Consider the following 18,350-nt stretch of genomic DNA (forward strand, 5'->3'; position numbering starts at 1 on the left):
ATATATTGTGAAAAAAGTGTGGCTTAAAGGAATTGTTCCATTAGTAGTTTTGGCTTTAGGATTTGGCGGAATGTCAGCCATTAAAGCCTCTGGTAACAAAGAAGAAGAAAAAGAACCAGTAGACACTCGTCCTACGGTCAAAGTAGAAACGGCTATGGCCCAAGACTATCAAGTTCAGATCACTAGTTACGGTGAAGTAAAGCCTCTTGAGCGCACAAAAATAGCTGCACAGGTGTCGGGTGAAGTGATTCAATGGAATCCAAATTTTGTGCCTGGTGGATTAGTGAAGCGAGGCGAAACCTTATTTAGCATCGAAAAAGACACTTACCAAGCCGCGCTTTTGCAAGCAGAAGCCGATTTAAATCTAGCCCAAAGCAACTTAATTGAAGAACAAGCTCGTGCCGACGTAGCCAAGCGCGAAGCGGGTAATAACACAGTATCAGATTTATATCTGCGCAAGCCACAATTATTAAGTGCCCAAGCCAAAGTAAAATCTGCGCAAGCACGAGTTAAAATTGCTCAGCGAGACTTAGCTAACTGCGAAGTGAAAGCCCCATACGATGCATTAATCGTTAGCCGCGATTTAGGCTTAGGCCAATTTATTAGCCAAGGCGCAGGCGTAGGCGAGCTGTACAACATAGAAAGTGCTGAAATTTCTTTCCCCATTGCTGGGTTTGACCGCGAATTTTTACCTACTAATCTGGCAAACCTACCGGCTACTGTAAGTACCAAAGGTATTCACAGCATTAAACGCAATGCCACACTAGTTCGCGATTTAGGCATAATTGACCAAGCTACTCGAATGAGCCAATTGGTAGTCAGAGTCGCCGACCCTTATGGCCTAAAATCAGACGTTTCGCCATTAAAATTTGGTAATTTTGTAGAGGTAAACTTTGCTGGAAAGACTTTAAGTCAGGTTTATCGTTTGCCCCAAGAGTTGGTTAACAACAGAATTATATGGGTGCTAGATGAAGAACAAAAATTACAACCTCAACGAGTAGAAGTATTACGCGAAGAGGGTGCCTACTTTTTGATAAGTGAAGGGCTTAAAAATCAAGATAAATTAGTCACTACATTACCTGAATATCCGCAAAAAGGTATGAAAGTTAAAATTGCTCAGCCGAAAGATGAACTAGCTGCACAGCAAGTACTATAAGGCCAATCGCATGACAAATAGTAATCAACAACCTCCTCTACCAGATCCTAATTTAGGAGAAGCGAAACAAACCGGACTTATTGCATTTTTTGCCAATAATGCTGTGGCTGCCAACTTAATGATGGCTTTTATTATTGTTATGGGTTTATTTAGTTATAAAACTATACAGCGCCAAATGTTTCCAAATATTGAAATTAACTACATCACTGTAAGTGCGGTGTATAGAGGTGCCTCGCCGCAAGAAATTGAAGAAAGTATTCTCATAAAAATTGAAGAAGCTATAAAAGACATAACCGAAATTAAAAAGTCTACCTCACGGGCATTTAGAGGTAGTGGCAGGATTACTTTAGAGATCCAAAAGGATCAGAAACTAACTGATGTGTTAGACAAAGTAAAAGCTCGAATTGACAGCATAGCAACTTTCCCGGCTGACATGGAACCTCCCAATATTTCACAAATTGAGTTTAGGCAAGAAGTAGTTGAAATGTCTTTAGTCGGCAACGTACCACTAGAAGAACTTAAGCCCATTGCCAAACAAATTGAAACAGAGTTATTGCAATTAGATAACGTTTCTTTAGTTGATTTAAGTGCTCCAGAAGACGAAATTGCCATAGAAATCGACCCTAATACCTTGCGTAAATACAACTTAACCATTACCGATATTACTCAAGCCATTCGCCGTTATTCAGCCAATATTTCGGCCGGTCAACTGCGTACTGAATCGGGTATTGTGTCGGTAAGAGTAGAAAATCAGTTATATGATGGTGAAGAATTTAGACGTATTCCAGTAAAAATTGGTACTAATGGTGCAAAGGTATTACTTGAAGACGTAGCACAAATAAAAGATGCCTTTACTGAAGGCGAACGTTATTTTAAATATTCAGGTGAAAATGCCATATTTTTAGCGGTGCGTGCCTCAAAAGAGCAAAATACTGTAGCAGTAGCTGAGTCGGTTAACACTTATATTGCGCAGCGCAATGAAACGCTACCACCTGGAATGAAAATCAAAACCACGGTCGATACCACATTTTATCTGAATAGCCGACTTAACATGATGTTAAGTAATCTGTTTCAAGGTGCCCTGTTAGTGGCCATACTGTTAACTATATTCTTGCGCTTCAGAGTGGCGTTCTGGGTGATGGTAGGCTTGCCAGTGTGCTTTTTAGGCGCCATGATGATGATGCCTGTATTTGGTGTCACCATTAATGTTTTGTCTCTGTTTGCCTTTATCATGGTGCTGGGAATTGTTGTTGATGACGCCATAGTTATAGGTGAAAGTGCCTACAGCGAAATTGAACAAAAAGGTCCTGGTGTAGAAAGCGTTGTACGCGGTGCAAAGCGCGTGGCCACTCCGGCTACTTTTGGGGTTTTAACCACAATAGCAGTGTTCGCACCTACCCTATTTTCTACTGGTCCTGAAGGATCTTTCATAGTTAACATTTCTATTGTCATTATTTTATGTTTGGTGTTCAGTTTAATTGAATCAAAACTTATCTTGCCTGCTCATTTAGCCAACATTAAATTTACCCCAATTAAAAAAGCAAGTTGGCGCGCTAAGTTTAATGCCCGCTTTTTTGGTTTTGTAAATGGCCCTTACAAACGTTTTATAGAACGATGCATTGAATGGCGTTGGTTAGCGTTAACTACCTTTATCGCCTTACTATTAATTAGTATTGGCTTAATTCAAGGTAACCACGTGCGTATGGTGCCTATGCCTAAAGTGCCGCATGACTATCCGGCAATTAATATATCCATGAATGAAAACTCTTCTGATATGGCAACTATAGACGCGCTTAAAACTATTGAACGCACCATATTAGATGTAGACCAAAAAATTGTGGAAGAGTACGGCAGCAGCATGATGAAAGACATTATGGTGTTTAATAACGGTCGTACTGATGGCCGTATAGTAGTACCGCTAGTTGATGAAGAAAACCGCCACTTTACTGCATTCGAATTAGCCAGAAGATGGCGTGAAGCCATGCCTGTTATTCCGGGCCTTAAATCTATCACAATTCGTGACGACGCTATGGGCGGTGGCAACGGAGGGGGCGAATTTGGTTATATGCTGTTTGGAGCAGATATTAATATGCTTAATGCCGCAGGCCGAGAGTTTATTAGCATGTTACAACAGCAAGATGGGCTATTTGATATCAGCTCTAGTATCGATCCAGCTAGCAAAGAAATTCAGCTTGAATTATTACCCGTGGCTTATGATTTGGGCCTAAACTTGTCGTCAATTGCTAGTCAGGTGGGCGCAAGTTTCTTTGGTGGCGAAGCCCAAAGAGTGATACGAAACGGCGAAGAAGTACGTGTAATGGTGCGTTATCCTCAGCTTACTAGAGAACGCTTTGCTGAGTTAAAGTACGCTGTTATTACTACTCCTAATGGTAAAGAAGTAATGTTAGGCGATGTAGTAACACTTACCGAAAGTCCAGGAATCAACTTTATTCGACGTGAACAAGGCTACCGCAGTGTTTATGTATACGGTTCAATTGATGAAGAGTTAGTAGAACCAAACGAAGTTATCGAACAGGTAGACGAAAAGTTATTGCCCCAATTAAAAGCTAGTTTCCCAGGGGTTAAAACCGAGCTAGGGGGCAGTATAGAAGAACAGCAAGCACAGCAAGATCAACAAATTACCTTTTTTATTGCTGGTATGTTGATTGTGTTTATTTTGTTAGCCGTTCCACTAAAAAGTTATGGCCAACCGCTTATTATTATGTCGGTTATCCCCTTTAGTTTTACAGGAGCAGTGTGGGGGCATTATATATTTGGTGCAGATATAAGCATTATGTCTTTCTTTGGACTGATCGCAGCAGCAGGGGTAGTAATCAACGACAGCCTTGTAATGACCGACTTTGTTAACCAAAGACGTAAAGAAGGCCATGCACTTAGAGCATCAGTAATAGAAGCAGGTTGCGCCAGATTTAGGACGATTACTCTTACCTCTATCACAACCTTTGCTGGGGTTTTACCCATTATGTTTGAAACCAGTATGCAAGCACGCATGATTGTCCCCATGGCCATAGGTTTGGGCTTTGCCGTTATGTATGCCACCTTAGTCACACTAATTTTAGTGCCTTGCTTGTATATGATATTAGAAGACTTAAAAGCCAGATTTGGTTGGTTAGGTAGTTTACCTAGAAAGTTAGTTAACTTGGTAAAAGGCACCAGAAAAACACCAGTTGATGGCAAACCATCGCAAGCCTAATACTTTAATGTTTAAGCGAGCAAAACTATTTAAAGCGCCTTAGGGCGCTTTTTTATTGCCGGCTTAAGCGTAGTGGCGCTGCACCCTTTGACTTACACCTGTTAACAGCTGATAACCTATAGTGTCGGCGTGTTTAGCTACTTGGTTGGCGTTAATTTGTTGCCCCCATAACTCTACTGGGTCACCAATTTTTATGTCTTTACAGTGACTAATATCGGCCGTGATCATATCCATAGATACCCTCCCGGCTAAATAAGCCATTTGCCCATTGATCAACAAGGGCGTACCGTTTTTGGCATGCCTAGGATAACCATCGGCATAACCCACAGCTATAGTGGCTATGGTTGAGGTTTTAGGTGCCTGCCATGTTTCGCCATATCCCACATATTCCCCTTGCTTAACTTGGCGAATAGACATAACACTAGAAGTAAAGCTCATAGCTGGCTTGAGGTATTGGTCTTGCGGGTGACTATGCTCAAAAGGCGACAAACCATACAACATTATACCTGGGCGGTTCCATTGCCTATGTGCTTGTTCAAAACCTAACAAAGCCGCTGAGTTAGCTAGGCTAGTGGGCAAGGCGTAATCTTGAGTCACCTGAGAAAAATAAGCTAACTGCCTAAGACTTGCCTGACTAGAGAGATTAGACGCACAAGCCAAATGCGAGCTTAATACCAGCGGGCCTTTTACCCATGGACATTGGGCTAATTTATCTAGCACCTTAGGTAAACCCTGAGCATCTAACCCCAAACGATGCATGCCAGTGTCTACCTTTAACCATAAATGAATAGGCTGGCTTAAGGGGTGCTCAACTATTAAGGCAAGTTGCTGCTCATTTTCGAGCATAGACCAAATGTTATTTTGGCTCGCAAAAATCAGTTCTTCGGCGCTATTGATCCCTTGTAAAACCAATATGGGTTGAGTAATGCCAGCCTCTTTTAAGCTTACCGCCTCTTCAAATATAGCAACCGCAAAGGCTGGCACATAGGGAGCTAAAGCTTTAGCCACCTTAATGCTGCCATGTCCGTAAGCATCGGCCTTTATCACAGCAATATTTTGCGAAAGCGGAGCCTGCTTATTGGCCAACTTATAGTTGTGGATAATGGCATCAAGAAAAATGGTCGCGCGCGTTTGTCTGGGCATAATGCAACTACTGCTGGCTTATTACACGTCTGAACTGGCTTGCCAGCTAGGCATGCAATCTAGGGCAATTAAGTCATCAACACTTTGTGGTGCGCGAATGGTGGCAAACTGCTGGCCTTTTACTAAAACTTCGCGAATGAGTGGCCTAGTGTTATAGGTTGACGACATCACCGCCCCATAAGCGCCGGTATCTTTGATGATTAAGGTATCGCCTTGGGCTACTTTAGGCATGACTCTGCCTTTGGCAAAAGTATCGCCAGTTTCACATACAGGCCCAACTATGTCGTAACTTGTGGCTTCGCCCTGGCTTTGTACTATGGGCAAAATTTGGTGATAAGCATCGTACAAACTAGGTCGAGCAAAATCATTCATACCCGCATCTAAAATTAAAAAGGCTTTACTAGCACTTTGTTTTAAGTAGGTCACTTTAGTTACTAGCACTCCAGCACTGGCCATAATTGACCGACCTGGCTCAACTATCACTTTGCAATCTAACGGACTGAGATACTGCTTGATTAGCTTGGCATAATCTTGAATGTTGTAAGCTTTATCTTGCTCGGGATGATAAGTCACGCCCATTCCCCCGCCTACATCTATCACCTTAATATTATGTCCAGCTTGTTTTAATTGACTGACTAAATCTGCCAGTTTTTTAAAAGACGCTTCAAAAGGAGTGAGATCATTAATTTGCGAGCCAATATGTACATCAATACCCTGCACCTCAATGCCGGGTAAACTGGCTGCATAGTCGTAAATGGCCAAAGTTTTTAAATGATCTATGCCAAATTTATTTTCGGCCTTGCCAGTGGAGATTTTTTCGTGAGTGTCGGCGCTAATATCTGGATTAATTCTTATCGCTACCTTGGCAGTTAAACCAAGCTCTACACAAATTTGACTAATATGGGCAAGCTCAGGCTCAGACTCAACATTAAACTGAAAAATGCCTTGTTGAAGAGCATAGCTAATCTCTTGGGTGCTTTTACCTACCCCAGAAAACACAATTTTGTTGGCTTGAATGCCTGCTTTTAAGGCGCGTTTTAATTCTCCTGCACTAACAACATCTGCCCCTGAACCTAAATTAGCCAATAAAGATAATACCGCTTGATTAGAACTGGCCTTTACCGCATAACAAATTTGACTGTTCAGCCCCTCTAGCGCACCACTTAACGCCATATAGTTATTGGTAATTTGTTGCGCTGAGTACAAATAAAAAGGTGTCTCAAAAGACTGAGTTAAGGTTTGAATGGGCAAAGCTTCAACGTGAAGCTGATCGTCAATGTAGCTAAATTGGTTCATCTTTTCTCTCTAAAATAAGGCTAATGCCAAGGCCATTGGCAGCAGCTAAGTTATTGCAACAAACCGCTAAATAGGCAGCTGCAATAACAGATAATAATGCTCAGAATTTTGGACTAAATGGCTGGCAGTCCCCATGCTTGCTGTTTAGCTTTATACTCAGCTTCTGGCAATGCCACATAAGTAGGGGAATATTTAGGGTTTAGCCAAGCTAATAAGGCGTCCATATTAGGCTCGGCCATAGCCGTACAACCTGCAGTAGCGACGCCTGGACCAAACCAAATATGCAAAAAGATACAGCTACCTTGGCCACTTTGGTTAGCCATGTTGTGATCCACCACTATGCCTTTTTTGTAAATATCTTGATTGTCTTTGTGGATATCACGGCGCATAGGCTCGGTGGAATCTTTTACCACTTCTTGACCCACCTCTGTGGCATCGACAATTTGGTTGTAATAGTCTGAGCCATTCACATCAATACAATAATGGTTTTGGTTCATAGCCTGATAAGGCATGGCAGAATTAATTTGCTCTAAATAACCAAAAGTATGAGTCAAATCAAAGACCCCAGCCGTGGCCTTACCGTCACCTTCTTGTTTGTAATAACCAGGTTGTTTGTCGTGCAAGCCTAAGCCCCAAGCTAAACCCGTGCGACCAATATTAACTGGAAAGGCTTGGCCAACTGCTTGCCATTGATTATTTTGCCATTCAAATCGATGCAACTTAGCTGTATCTGCTCCCCAATTGTCAGAGATCACTAAAACTAGTTGTTGGCTGTTTAGCTCTTGTAATAAAGCTGGCTGACTAGGTGAGTCTTGGCTACATGCATTTAGCAAACTTGCCAAGCTCAATGCGCAAATGAAAGTAAAAACACGTGACAGATTAACCATTATAACTCCTGTAACCCTTTGATGGTTTGTATGCCCAAACCTGGGCATTGGCTTAGTGATATTGTGGCATGGGTAAAATCAGCCCCGCCTGTAACGGGATCAAATTGCCCTAAAGTTGGCCCATCTAAGTCAATTAAACTGATACTCGATGCCTTGGCACAAGCCAAATGCGCCGCAGCAGCAACACTAATGCTGCCTTCTAACATACAACCAATCATGCAAGGAATATCGTGAAGTTCGGCTAAGTCAGCAATTTTAATGGCTTGGCTAATGCCAGCACATTTCATTAATTTAATATTAATAATATCTGCTGCGCCGGTTCGAATAAGGTCGATAACCTGACGTGGTGAAAAGGCACTTTCGTCAGCCATAATAGGAGTAGTAACGCGTTCGCTGATATAGCGTAAGCCGTCTATGTCATGACTTTTAACGGGTTGCTCAACTAATTCTAATTCCACCCCAAGATCTGCCAGTTTTTGCAAGGCATACACACTTTGTTTAGCTGTCCAACCTTGGTTGACATCGAGTCTTAGGGCCGCGCTGTGGCCAATTTCTTGATAAATGGCGTTAACCCGCGCTATGTCGTTTTCTAATTCAGTGCCAATTTTAATTTTTAAAATATCAAAACCGCGACTGATAGCTAGGTGTGCGTCTTGCAGCATTTTATCTAAGTGATCAACACTGATAGTTACATCGGTGCGCAACTCAGATTGGCCGCCCCCTAATAATTTATACAATGGGGCTTTAAAAGCCTTGGCCCATAAATCGTAAATGGCAATTTCGGTGGCGGCTTTGGCGCTGTTATTTGCCACTAAAGCATGCTGAATTTTGTGGCAAATGCCATTTAGATTTTCAACATCCATACCAATAATTTGCGGCCCAATGATCTTGTCTATGGCATAACTCATAGATGCATGGGTATCACCCGTTATCACTGGGGTCGCTGGCGCAGAGCCATACCCTAAAATGCCATGGTCAGTTTCAACTATTACCACTAGATCAGTAATGTTTTCTACTGTGCGCACTGCAGTTTTAAAAGGCGTTTTTAACGGAACCTGCAACTTAGCAAAGCGAATATGGGTAATTTTCATGCTCTATTGGTTCTCAGTATGGTTAATAGGAGTGAGGCGCTTAATGTTATAAATTCTGTCGAGGTAGCTGGTTTTTTTGTTTAGTTGTAATGGCAGCAAAGGGGTAACTGACACAGCATTTAAGGTGCCATTATAAAACTCACCTTGAGGTGTCCAGTAAGCTAAGCCTTTTACATCATGGATAACATAAGGCTGATTATTTTCTTCACCCAAATAGATCATTACATGCCCTGGGATATAAATAAGATCACCAATCTCTAACTGCTTAATCACCTCAAGCTTTGCTTGATTATCGGTATTGGCGGCAAAGCGAAAGTTAGTACCATAAGTGCCTTTGCCTTGTTGCCCAGAATTACGCGGCATCAGCAGTCCAAAGGTTTTATAAATTTCACCCACAAAACCTGTGCAGTCACGGCCATTATAATCATGCCCCCAGCCATAGCGCTCACCTAAAAACTTAAAGCCCTGGGCAACAATATTGTCAGTGGTAAAAGGCAAATAGCCCTGACGTACATCTTGGGTACGTCCAATCAAAGCCGTTTGAAACCCTAAACTGCCATCATCATGGCGTATAGGTAAACGCACTTGATAGTTGCTGGCGGTGCTTTGATCGTAGATTTCAAAACCTTGCTGTGCGGGCGCCACTAATGGCAGCTTAACCCCCATATCCAGTTGCACTTCAGATACTTGAGCTTGGTTTGGTACGTAAGTGGTAAAGACTTTGGCCCCAGTTACTAACAAAAAGTCAGATGATTCTAGATAGTCTTGGATCTGATCAGCTTGGCCTAGAGCTACTGCATCTTGTTTAACCCAGGCTAAATAATGGTAATTTTGCGCTAAGTACCACTGGCCATCGGCACTAGTATGCAAAATGGCCACGGCTTCACCAGGGAAAACGGCGGTTTCTTGAAATCTATCTAAATCTGCATCCATGCCCTTGTTTAGTACTCTGTCTAATGTAGGGAAAGTACGCATAGCTGCACGTTTGACTACTAAGCCAAACTGCACTTTATTGCTGTCTTGCACGCCTTGTTGGTTAGTATTGGCCATATAGGCGGCAAAATCTTGGGGGCTAAGCGCTTGCCCATCAGGATAAAAACGCGCACTTTTTGGCACGCTACTAATACTGGAAATTTTATTTAACAAAGCTTTTTTATTTAAGCTTTTAGCCATATCTAAAGGGCGAACCATGTATTTATTAGTGGCAAATAGGTGTTGATTAAAGGCTGTGATTTCACTTTCTGTCATACGTACCTCATTATCACTGGCTGGTTTGGCTTGCCAAAATTCGGCGTTTAGCTGTTGGTTGCGCACATTAGGCACATTGTTTTTTGCATTAGCCTGACTGGCCATAAATAAACAGCACAGCAGTGCCCAACTCAGTTGAGGTTTAAAGCAGGATGAATTGAAATTAAGGCTAAACATGTTAAATACTCGTGAAAAATTGACTAAACACTAACTGGCACTAAGGGAAAATCAGATTGAAGTAAGCGCACAGCCCCCCACTCTGGTCCACCTTTAGGGCTAACAATACGCTCGCGGGTTGCTTGGCTAAATTCTGGTATCAGCAAAGGCGCCACTCCCCCCATCACCACAATAGATAAATCTGTGTGGTTTAAACATTGCTGACAAAGTTTATCTAAATAGGCTACCGCTTCTGCAACTAAGGCCAAGGCACTAGGTTGTTGTTGCTTAGCCAAAGCTAAAACCAAAGGGGCTAAAGTGGCAAAGTCGCTAGGACTTGCATTGATCATGCGTTGCACTATGGCAGAAGTGGTATTTAGCCCTAGGCTTTCTTGCACTTGTTTATGTAATTGAGTGGTTGCAATGATGCCATCTAAGGCTTCAAGGGTGGCGCTAACTGCCATACGACCCAGCCAAGCGCCGCTGCCTTTGTCGCCAAGTAAAAATCCGTGACCACCTAATTGAGTTAACTGACCATTTTGATAACGCGCGGCCGATGAGCCCGTACCTACAATTAATAATGCCCCATCTTGTCCTGCATGGGCGCCTAAACAGGCAGTGGTTAAATCACTTTCTACTTTAAACTCAGTAAAAGGATGTGCCCAAGCCTGTAATTTGCTCTTCACTTCTGGCACACAGGCTCCCGCTAACCCCGCACCTACTTTCACCTGAGAAATTAAATCTGCAGGCAGCTTCGCATCTTCTAGTGCTTGTTTAATACAATCCACTATTGAGATGAGGCTAGTAGGCAGATCTCTGGCAACATTGGCCGCCCCTGCCCTACCTCTCCCAAGCACTTGTCCTTGATGATCAAATAACATGGCGCTGCACTTAGTGCCGCCGCCATCTATCCCAGCATAAAGTGTGGGGGGGTTACGCATTCTTTCGCCTTTTACAATATTGTATTCCAAATAAAAGACTATCATAGGAATATTTATTTCAACAAGTAAATCCTTAGCCTTTAGTAAAATAGTTAAATTGTTCTCGTTATTGCTCACTATTAGTGGATCTAAGACCGTTGCTTTTGGCCCAAATAGATAATAAATTATTCTTTTTAATACCTTAAAAGTGGAATAGGAAATAAAATGGCAACTAGACTTATACTGGTAATCAGCTTTTTATTTATTTCACTCAGCCAGCAGGCTTTGGCGCAAACTAATCCACAACCAGCATTAGTAAATGCAACCCAAGCTACTCTCGACTTTTATGCACAAGTCATGAACGCGCCGGCTGTACAACCTGCCGACCTTAGCTTTAGCACGGTAAACACTCACTTGCCTGTGCGCAATCAACAGGGGCGAGATTATTTAAGCGCCGCGCAAGTTGACTATGCTCGCCCCTATTGGGAAAAGCGTATAGCCAGAGACTGGCAGTTTTTTAGTGCTCCTCAGCAACAAGGTAAAATTTTAGTCATAAATTTTGCTGCCCTATCCAAAAACCAACCTAACACTCTGAGTTATCGATATTTAGCTAATGACGCTAGCCAAGATAGTTTATTCGAGCCTTGGAGCGCGTCTAAAGTTATGGCCTATACCGCTGCAGTGGCAAAAGTCAGGCAATTAAGCCAAGGTAAAATTGGCGCAATGAGTTTGGCTGGCACTACCCCAATTGCCGACATGCTCACTAGCATTCACAGTTATGAAGCTTTTGGCCAAGCAAATGGTGATTCCAACGCTTTGGCCAGTTATTTTGTTAACCTTGCAGGCCGCGACCGTCTCACCGCTTTGTTTCACGACCAATGGTTAATGCTGTCGAATTCTGCGGTGCGTTTTCGAGGGGGCTATGCAAATCAAGTTTTTACTCCACAGACTGCCTACTGGCAAAAAGACCAGCATAAAATTAAACTGGATTACCCTACAACCAATGCTGAAGCTTTAGATTATCAAACTTATCGATGCCAACATTGTGGCTTAACCGGTAACAAACCCATGACCACTTTAGCATTAGCTGAATGGTTAAAACGCTTAGCCGCCCACGACCGTGAATCCCAAACCCGCCACCCTTTTTTGCATAGTGAAGATATAGAGGTGTTGTTTTATGGCAAAGGCCATTCAGACTCTCAGCATACTTATGGCGGTATGATGCAAGGTATAAGCTTAATGTTACACAACGCCTTAGCTGCAGCCATTTCAGGCAAGCATACCCATGACACCAAGCAGGTGTTAGACCAAGCGACTAAAGGTCAGTGGCGAATTTGGCAAAAAATTGGCTGGGGCCCAAGCGAAACACGTGGAACAGGTGAAAATGTGGTGTTGGCCCATGTGAGTTTGCCGCATTTTCAAGGAGGAATGGAATTTACTTTAGCCGCGCAAACTGCCGAACTAGGCAATTCTGAGATATCGGTTTCCCGAGCAGGTCAAAAGATGCAAGCCTTATTAACTCAGAGTATAAAAGAGCTATTTAAAGCTAATTAACCCAAAGTTAGCTTAATTCATACCTACAAAATAAGCTGCCAAGTTTTAGGTGATAAAACTGGCAGCTAAATTAAGCTAGACAATTAAATCCGCGTCTTGGTTTTTGTGACGATTCAGCCCAATAAAAAACATAACCAAGCCTAGCAGCCATATTAAACTAGGCTCAGATACTGCTGTAGCCGGCGCTAAACTGGCGCTTAACAAGTTAGTATTTCCTGACGTAAAATTAGCACTTAAAGTATGCAGCGCATCTATTTTGCCAGAGATTATATCTTTGGTTGTGTTACCGTTACCAAATTGATTGCCCGCTTGCACTCGCATGCTCATATCAACATAAAACACATCGTTGGGGTTAAGCGTAAAGGTAAAACTAAATGGCGAGTTGACTTCCTTTACCTCTTCATCAGCATCTAAATCTTTGCCGTTAAAAAAGGCGCTATCACCGCCAATTTCTCCAATAGGGCCCAATTCACCACCAAAATGTGGATCGTAGTCGCTATTACCAATTGTTATGTAAGTTGAAATGGTATCTCTATACCCACCTAGCATGTTGAAATGTAGGTTAAAATCAAGGGTATACTCTTCACTCTCTGCACCTGTAAAGGTGTACTTTTGAATTGCAGAAGTTGTGACCCAAGTGTTGTAGTAATGATTTCCTTCAAGGCCAATTGGGCTGTCCCCTGGCTCAGGAACGAACTCAAAGTTCGACCAGGCTAAGGCACCTAATTCTGGCAATGCATCTGAATTGGATATATTAGCGTAAGCTTCATAAGCCCAATGAAAGCCAAACGAGTCTTGTAACGAAGCACTACTTTGCCCTTGCGCTGAACTTTGCTGCTTTAGCTGTCCATTTTTTGTTGTTGCCGTGGAAGTTGAGTTAAATCGATAATCGAGATACCCCTCTCCATTCACACTTGCACCGATAAAACTGGCACTTACAGGCGCTGCAGAGCATGCAACTCCCGCAACTAATATTAATTTTACGATCTTGGATTTCATGTTTTTTCCCTAAAAAGTAAGGTCAAATTGATGACAAAGGCCAATTGATAAAATGACTTATCAAAACGGCCTTGTAAGCCTTGGCTAAGCGCCCTCTGTTAAACACTAAATTGTTCAAGTCTCCATTCGATATGGTTACAACTGATCCCAAAAGACTGACGTTTTCAATCAAAAAACTACCCACTTGCTCGCTTAAATAGTTTTTAAATTGCTTAAAAAATCTAGTTAATGTCATTCATTATGTCAAGACGCCTTTTCATTGACACAATGACCCGAAAGGTGACATTGTTACTATTGAATGATTAAAGTAAATTAGAAGTTGTTCACAACACTTAAAAAACACGCCAAATAAATTAGCTAGCGTGTTGATATTAAAGAGTTTTTGTTAGTAAGGCGGTAAAAGGAAAGGAGTAAGGCTAGTGGCTAGCCTTAGATTGATTATTGTTCGGCTAAATTACTTATCTTCAACTTTAGTAAAGTTTAGATCTTGAAAGTCATAGCTAAAGTCTATGTCGCTTGATTCGGGGCTAAGTGTCATGCCGTTAACTTGGCCTTGTGCATTGCGTTTAAATTGAATAATGGCATCTGCTTCTAAACTGCGGTCGTGCCAGCGGATCAATAGTTGGTCTTTGCCAAATACAAATAGATCGCCCACAAACTTCTGCACTCTTAATGCCCTGATTTGTAACTGCTCTTGTTTGGCTTCGATAATAAATCGGCCCAACCAAGGATCGTCATAAGCACCAAGATAGGCATGGTGCTGTTGGTCACTCAAGCTAGCTCTTGGGTATGCTTTCTCTGGCAAGCTTTGACTGGCCTTAGCTGGTGTTTTTTTAGGGGAAAACTCGGCTAACCAATCAGTTTTGTGATCCCCTAAAAAAGGTTTCATAACTGTGTACATTAAGGCGCTACGGGCGGCACTTGATTGCTGATTGGTAAGCACCACAAAACCTAAATCTAACTCTGGGAACAAGCTAACAAAAGAGTACATGCCGGCTAAACTACCTGTGTGATGCACTTGCAGGGTGCCATTCATGTCGTTAACCCGCCACCCTAAGGCATAGGCACTAAAATGGCTGTTATTACGCCTTTTTTGACTGGCATACAAAGGCATTAAGGTTTGCGGTTGCCACATTTTTTTATGTTGCTGCTGGCTAAACAAGGTCTTGTCTGCAGAGATTCGACCTTGGTTTAATTGCACTTTGACCCATTTAAGCATGTCGTTTAGGCTGCACTGAATACCACCAGCTGGCCCTGACACACTAGGTTTGTCAGAAGTAGGGCGAATAATTTTTTGTAGCTTACCATCCACTATGCCGTGTGGGGTTGCCACATAAGATTGTTTATCTGCACTGACCTTACCTGCAAAACAGTGCTGCATATCTAAAGGCTGCATAATGCGTTGCTCAACAAAGCTTTCCCAACTTTGCCCAGTAACGGCAGGTACAACTTCGCCTGCCACTATATACAGTAAATTATCGTAGGCGTAGTCGGCGCGAAACTCTCCAGTGGGCTTTAAGTATCTGAGGTTATGTAGCACTTCTTGACGACTAAAGCTTGAAGGTTCGGGCCACAACATTAAGTCCCCCGCCCCTAGCCCTAAACCACTTCTGTGGGTGAGTAGGTCAATTAAATTAAACGCTTGGCTTACCCAAGGATCGTAAAGTTTAAAGTTAGGCAAATACTCTTGAACTTTGCCTTCCCAACTAACTTTACCTTCATCGACTAATATGGCTAAGGCGGCTGATGTAAAAGCTTTAGTATTAGAGGCAATTTTGAAGATACTGCTGGCATCTACTGGCTCTGGCTCACCTAAAGTTTTCACGCCAAATCCTTTAGCCGCTAGCACTTGGCCATCTTTGACTATGCCTATTGCTGCCCCAGGTACCTGCAAGCTGTGCATGATTTTGTTGATTTTTTTTTGGTTAATGGGCGCAGCCTGTAAAGACCCAACCGAGTGGGTGATACCCAGCAATACCACTAACCAAGCCAGCCTGAGTTTTGCCATACAATGACTCCTAAGAATTTTCTAACAGCGCTTCGTACACCAAACTCACTATGCTGCCATACTTGCCGGTTTCGAATAATTTACCTTCAAACTCAGGGCTTTGGCCTTCATCACGCTCAACAATTTTACTGTGGCGAGCATTGGTGAGTAAAATGATGGCTAAGTCAAAGGCAGGGTCGATCACTGTTACTGTGCCTGTCCAGCCAGTATGGCCATAAGCGTAAGCACTAGCATAAGGGCCAAAATGCCATTTTCTTTGACCTTGGTCGGCACGACGCCAACCTAATCCATAACTACTGTCGCCCTCTTCAGGCTTAGTGAACTTGCCTAACACGCCGCGTTCGAATACTTTTTTGTTTCCGTATCCGCCGCCATTTAATAAGGTTTGCGCCAATACTGCTAAGTCATCAACAGTTGAAAATAATCCTGCATGCCCAGCTACTCCTTCAAACGAATGATAGGCTTTTTCGTCATGCACTTCGCCTTGCAGCACATAAGTACGCACATTTTCAAACTCTATGCGTCCATCGCGGGTATTACCTTCAATTTCGGTGGCGGCAAACTGTTGTTTAGCAAAACCTTTTTGCAAAGGATTAAACAGCGTATGGGTTAAACCTAGTGGTCGATAAATTTCTTGCTCAACATAACGGTCGAGGGGCATTTGTGTGACTCTTTCTATTAATAACCCCAACAACATATAAGCAGTGTCGCTGTAGACCGCTTTATTTTGACGACCAGTGACAAAAGGCACCTGGTTTAACAATAAATGTTCGGTTTGTTTTTTGTTTTGTGAGAAAAAGCGTGGGCCTAAGGCGTTGTCTTCAGTGAAAAATCTTACTTGTGGTGAATAGCCTGCGGTATGCGTTAATAAATCGCGTACCAAGCGGCTTTCGCGACCTTGGCCTTGATACTCAGGTAAGTAATTTTTAAGTGGCAATCTAACATCGATTTTGCCTTCTGATACTAGCTTCATTAAAGCAAAGTTAGTGGCAAACATCTTAGTGTTTGAGGCTAGGTCAAACATATGGTCGCTTTGCATTTTTACCGCTGGCTCTAGCGGTGCGCCGCCATCGGCATATTTGCGAGCATAACCATAGGCGCTACGTTTAATAATTTTTCCATCTTTTAGCACTAATAAAACTGCCCCCGGAAACCCTGCTTCCACATCACTGTTAATCAGAGCATCGACTTTGGCAAAACGCCGCTGATATTTATCTGTGGCATCGCTTAACTTGGGGTAAGGGATCATTACTTTTAGACTGCTACCTTCGGGCAGCACATTTTCTACCCTAAGGGTGTTGTCACCATTTTTAGTGCGCTTAGATAAGCTGTATTGATACCTTTGATAGGGCTGTAACGGGTCTTGTATATTGAGCTTTTGGCCATTGACAAAAATATCGGCATTTTGGGCGTCTAGGTTATCAATGATGATTTGGCCTTCGCCTTGATACGATTTAAAGCTAGCGCGATCATTCACCCACTCTCGACTACTGCGCTCGATAGTAGGAAAGCTTTCTTCTACTTGATAAAAGCCTAAATTCATTGGCGCTGGGCTAGGTTGTTTTTCGGCTTCGTAGCGGGCTAATAAGGCCTCAATTTTTTTAGGGAAATATTTTTCGATTAAGGCAAATAGGGCAGCTGCAGTTTGGCTATCGATTTTTCCATTCACCGACCAAGGCAAAAAATGCATTTGAAAGGCCGACACTGTATCTATAGTGGCATTGTCTAATATTCCTGTTTCGGTAATACCATAGCCGTAACGATTTAATGCATCTTGCATCAGCCCAACGCTTATTGGCACTTGGTTAAACATTTGCCAATATTTTTTAAGGGTTGGGTTGTCGTACCATGCGCCTATGCCAGCTAAGTACAATTGGTACCAGGGAAACCTAGGACCCGGATCGTTTTTGCGCGAGGGCGCTATATCTGAATGCCCTACTACTGCAGTAGGCGAAATATCCGGGTTACGGGCTAAGATATCTTTAGATAAAGCTATTAATAATTCGATTTGTTTAGGGTCGTAATCAGGAAAGACGCAGAGTCTGTCTTGGCTGTTTTCTCTATGAAGGGCATTGGCAAAATTCTCATCGCGCATACATTTAGGCACATTTACAATTTCTATGCCTATGCTTTGATCATTTAAGTCTTTGCGCCCTTGCCAATAACTATTACCTGCGTGCCATGCTCTGCCCGCTTCGTCTACTAGTTGAATGACTTTAAGATCTTCATCCGGGTAACTAGGATCATTACGTTCGGGAATAAGATAATGCGAACTTAAGCCCCCTTCATCGACTAATGCCCTCACCGACTTTTGATAATCTATGGCAGTGTAATGCATCACTAAAAACTTAATTCGCTGGCTGTAGTTTTTAGATTGCATATAAGACAGCGGCAGATTGGCACAACTGACCAACAACAAAATTAAGCTAATCACCAGCACAGCTTGTTTTGTTGCAGTGAGTCTCAGACTGTTTAAAAAGCGAAATATTGTGCGCAACGACATGCAAAAACCACCCAAAGAATAAATAATTATAAAAACAACGAAGCTAGTGAATAAATATTCTACACACAATTTTTACGAGATTGTAAGTCATTATTCTAATTTATCTGGGTTTTACCAATTCGTTACAGCCTATAGCTGTGGCACGATCAGGCTCTTAAGCTAACAGAAACCCTTG

12 protein-coding genes are annotated in these 18,350 nt (G+C 42.5%); 3 read left to right on the top strand and 9 right to left on the bottom strand.

The window, feature by feature from the left end; translation table 11 throughout:
• The first annotated feature begins 7 nt into the window (after positions 1 to 7).
• Both ACVCDT_RS01815 and ACVCDT_RS01820 read left to right on the top strand, forming a co-directional pair.
• Complete coding sequence (locus ACVCDT_RS01815) at positions 8 to 1,156, top strand: efflux RND transporter periplasmic adaptor subunit (protein ID WP_447131029.1); 1,149 nt, start codon at positions 8 to 10, stop codon at positions 1,154 to 1,156.
• A gap of 10 nt (positions 1,157 to 1,166) precedes the next feature.
• Positions 1,167 to 4,370: an efflux RND transporter permease subunit gene (locus ACVCDT_RS01820; protein WP_447131030.1), complete on the top strand. Its 3,204-nt coding sequence runs from the start codon at positions 1,167 to 1,169 to the stop codon at positions 4,368 to 4,370.
• Positions 4,371 to 4,433: 63 nt separating this feature from the next.
• Here ACVCDT_RS01820 and alr read toward each other — a convergent pair whose 3' ends face one another.
• The 6 genes from alr to ACVCDT_RS01850 all read right to left on the bottom strand — a co-directional run bounded on the left by alr (position 4,434) and on the right by ACVCDT_RS01850 (position 11,132).
• A complete protein-coding gene (gene alr / locus ACVCDT_RS01825) occupies positions 4,434 to 5,513 on the bottom strand; it encodes an alanine racemase (protein ID WP_447131031.1) in 1,080 nt (359 codons plus the stop codon).
• Between the two features lie 21 nt (positions 5,514 to 5,534).
• Positions 5,535 to 6,809, bottom strand: a complete 1,275-nt coding sequence (gene lysA, locus ACVCDT_RS01830; RefSeq protein ID WP_447131032.1) for a diaminopimelate decarboxylase — start codon at positions 6,807 to 6,809, stop codon at positions 5,535 to 5,537.
• Positions 6,810 to 6,922: 113 nt separating this feature from the next.
• On the bottom strand, positions 6,923 to 7,696 hold the full coding sequence (locus tag ACVCDT_RS01835) for a L,D-transpeptidase family protein (RefSeq protein ID WP_447131033.1): 774 nt from the start codon (positions 7,694 to 7,696) through the stop codon (positions 6,923 to 6,925).
• Complete coding sequence (locus ACVCDT_RS01840; RefSeq protein ID WP_447131034.1) at positions 7,696 to 8,787, bottom strand: dipeptide epimerase; 1,092 nt, start codon at positions 8,785 to 8,787, stop codon at positions 7,696 to 7,698. The genes ACVCDT_RS01835 and ACVCDT_RS01840 overlap by 1 nt, the downstream gene beginning before the upstream one ends.
• 3 nt (positions 8,788 to 8,790) lie before the next feature.
• On the bottom strand, positions 8,791 to 10,212 hold the full coding sequence (locus ACVCDT_RS01845) for a C40 family peptidase (RefSeq protein WP_447131035.1): 1,422 nt from the start codon (positions 10,210 to 10,212) through the stop codon (positions 8,791 to 8,793).
• Positions 10,213 to 10,235: 23 nt separating this feature from the next.
• Positions 10,236 to 11,132 (bottom strand): glucosamine kinase nucleotide-binding domain-containing protein, encoded by an 897-nt coding sequence (locus ACVCDT_RS01850; protein WP_447131036.1) that lies wholly within the window; start codon positions 11,130 to 11,132, stop codon positions 10,236 to 10,238.
• A gap of 204 nt (positions 11,133 to 11,336) precedes the next feature.
• On the opposite strand from ACVCDT_RS01850, the gene ACVCDT_RS01855 reads away from it, so the two are divergent.
• Positions 11,337 to 12,665: a hypothetical protein gene (locus ACVCDT_RS01855; RefSeq protein ID WP_447131037.1), complete on the top strand. Its 1,329-nt coding sequence runs from the start codon at positions 11,337 to 11,339 to the stop codon at positions 12,663 to 12,665.
• A 75-nt stretch (positions 12,666 to 12,740) separates the two neighbouring features.
• On the opposite strand, the gene ACVCDT_RS01860 is transcribed toward ACVCDT_RS01855, so the two are convergent.
• The 3 genes from ACVCDT_RS01860 to pbp4b form a co-directional block, all read right to left on the bottom strand.
• Positions 12,741 to 13,664: a hypothetical protein gene (locus ACVCDT_RS01860; protein WP_447131038.1), complete on the bottom strand. Its 924-nt coding sequence runs from the start codon at positions 13,662 to 13,664 to the stop codon at positions 12,741 to 12,743.
• Positions 13,665 to 14,118: 454 nt separating this feature from the next.
• Positions 14,119 to 15,672 (bottom strand): serine hydrolase, encoded by a 1,554-nt coding sequence (locus tag ACVCDT_RS01865; RefSeq protein WP_447131039.1) that lies wholly within the window; start codon positions 15,670 to 15,672, stop codon positions 14,119 to 14,121.
• Positions 15,673 to 15,682: 10 nt separating this feature from the next.
• The gene (gene pbp4b, locus ACVCDT_RS01870; protein ID WP_447131040.1) at positions 15,683 to 18,175 is read right to left on the bottom strand and encodes a penicillin binding protein PBP4B; all 2,493 of its coding nucleotides are present in this window, start codon (positions 18,173 to 18,175) and stop codon (positions 15,683 to 15,685) included.
• Between the last annotated feature and the right edge of the window lie 175 nt (positions 18,176 to 18,350).

The organism is Paraglaciecola aestuariivivens, from assembly GCF_052983255.1.

What these genes read in the sequence shown, in the direction of transcription:
- ACVCDT_RS01820 (WP_447131030.1), top strand. Translation starts at nt 1,167, where the DNA reads ATGACAAATAGTAATCAACAACCTCCTCTACCAGATCCTAATTTAGGA.
- alr (WP_447131031.1), bottom strand. Translation starts at nt 5,513, where the DNA reads ATGCCCAGACAAACGCGCGCGACCATTTTTCTTGATGCCATTATCCAC.
- lysA (WP_447131032.1), bottom strand. Translation starts at nt 6,809, where the DNA reads ATGAACCAATTTAGCTACATTGACGATCAGCTTCACGTTGAAGCTTTG.
- ACVCDT_RS01835 (WP_447131033.1), bottom strand. Translation starts at nt 7,696, where the DNA reads ATGGTTAATCTGTCACGTGTTTTTACTTTCATTTGCGCATTGAGCTTG.
- ACVCDT_RS01840 (WP_447131034.1), bottom strand. Translation starts at nt 8,787, where the DNA reads ATGAAAATTACCCATATTCGCTTTGCTAAGTTGCAGGTTCCGTTAAAA.
- ACVCDT_RS01845 (WP_447131035.1), bottom strand. Translation starts at nt 10,212, where the DNA reads ATGTTTAGCCTTAATTTCAATTCATCCTGCTTTAAACCTCAACTGAGT.
- ACVCDT_RS01850 (WP_447131036.1), bottom strand. Translation starts at nt 11,132, where the DNA reads ATGCGTAACCCCCCCACACTTTATGCTGGGATAGATGGCGGCGGCACT.
- ACVCDT_RS01855 (WP_447131037.1), top strand. Translation starts at nt 11,337, where the DNA reads ATGGCAACTAGACTTATACTGGTAATCAGCTTTTTATTTATTTCACTC.
- ACVCDT_RS01860 (WP_447131038.1), bottom strand. Translation starts at nt 13,664, where the DNA reads ATGAAATCCAAGATCGTAAAATTAATATTAGTTGCGGGAGTTGCATGC.
- ACVCDT_RS01865 (WP_447131039.1), bottom strand. Translation starts at nt 15,672, where the DNA reads ATGGCAAAACTCAGGCTGGCTTGGTTAGTGGTATTGCTGGGTATCACC.
- pbp4b (WP_447131040.1), bottom strand. Translation starts at nt 18,175, where the DNA reads ATGTCGTTGCGCACAATATTTCGCTTTTTAAACAGTCTGAGACTCACT.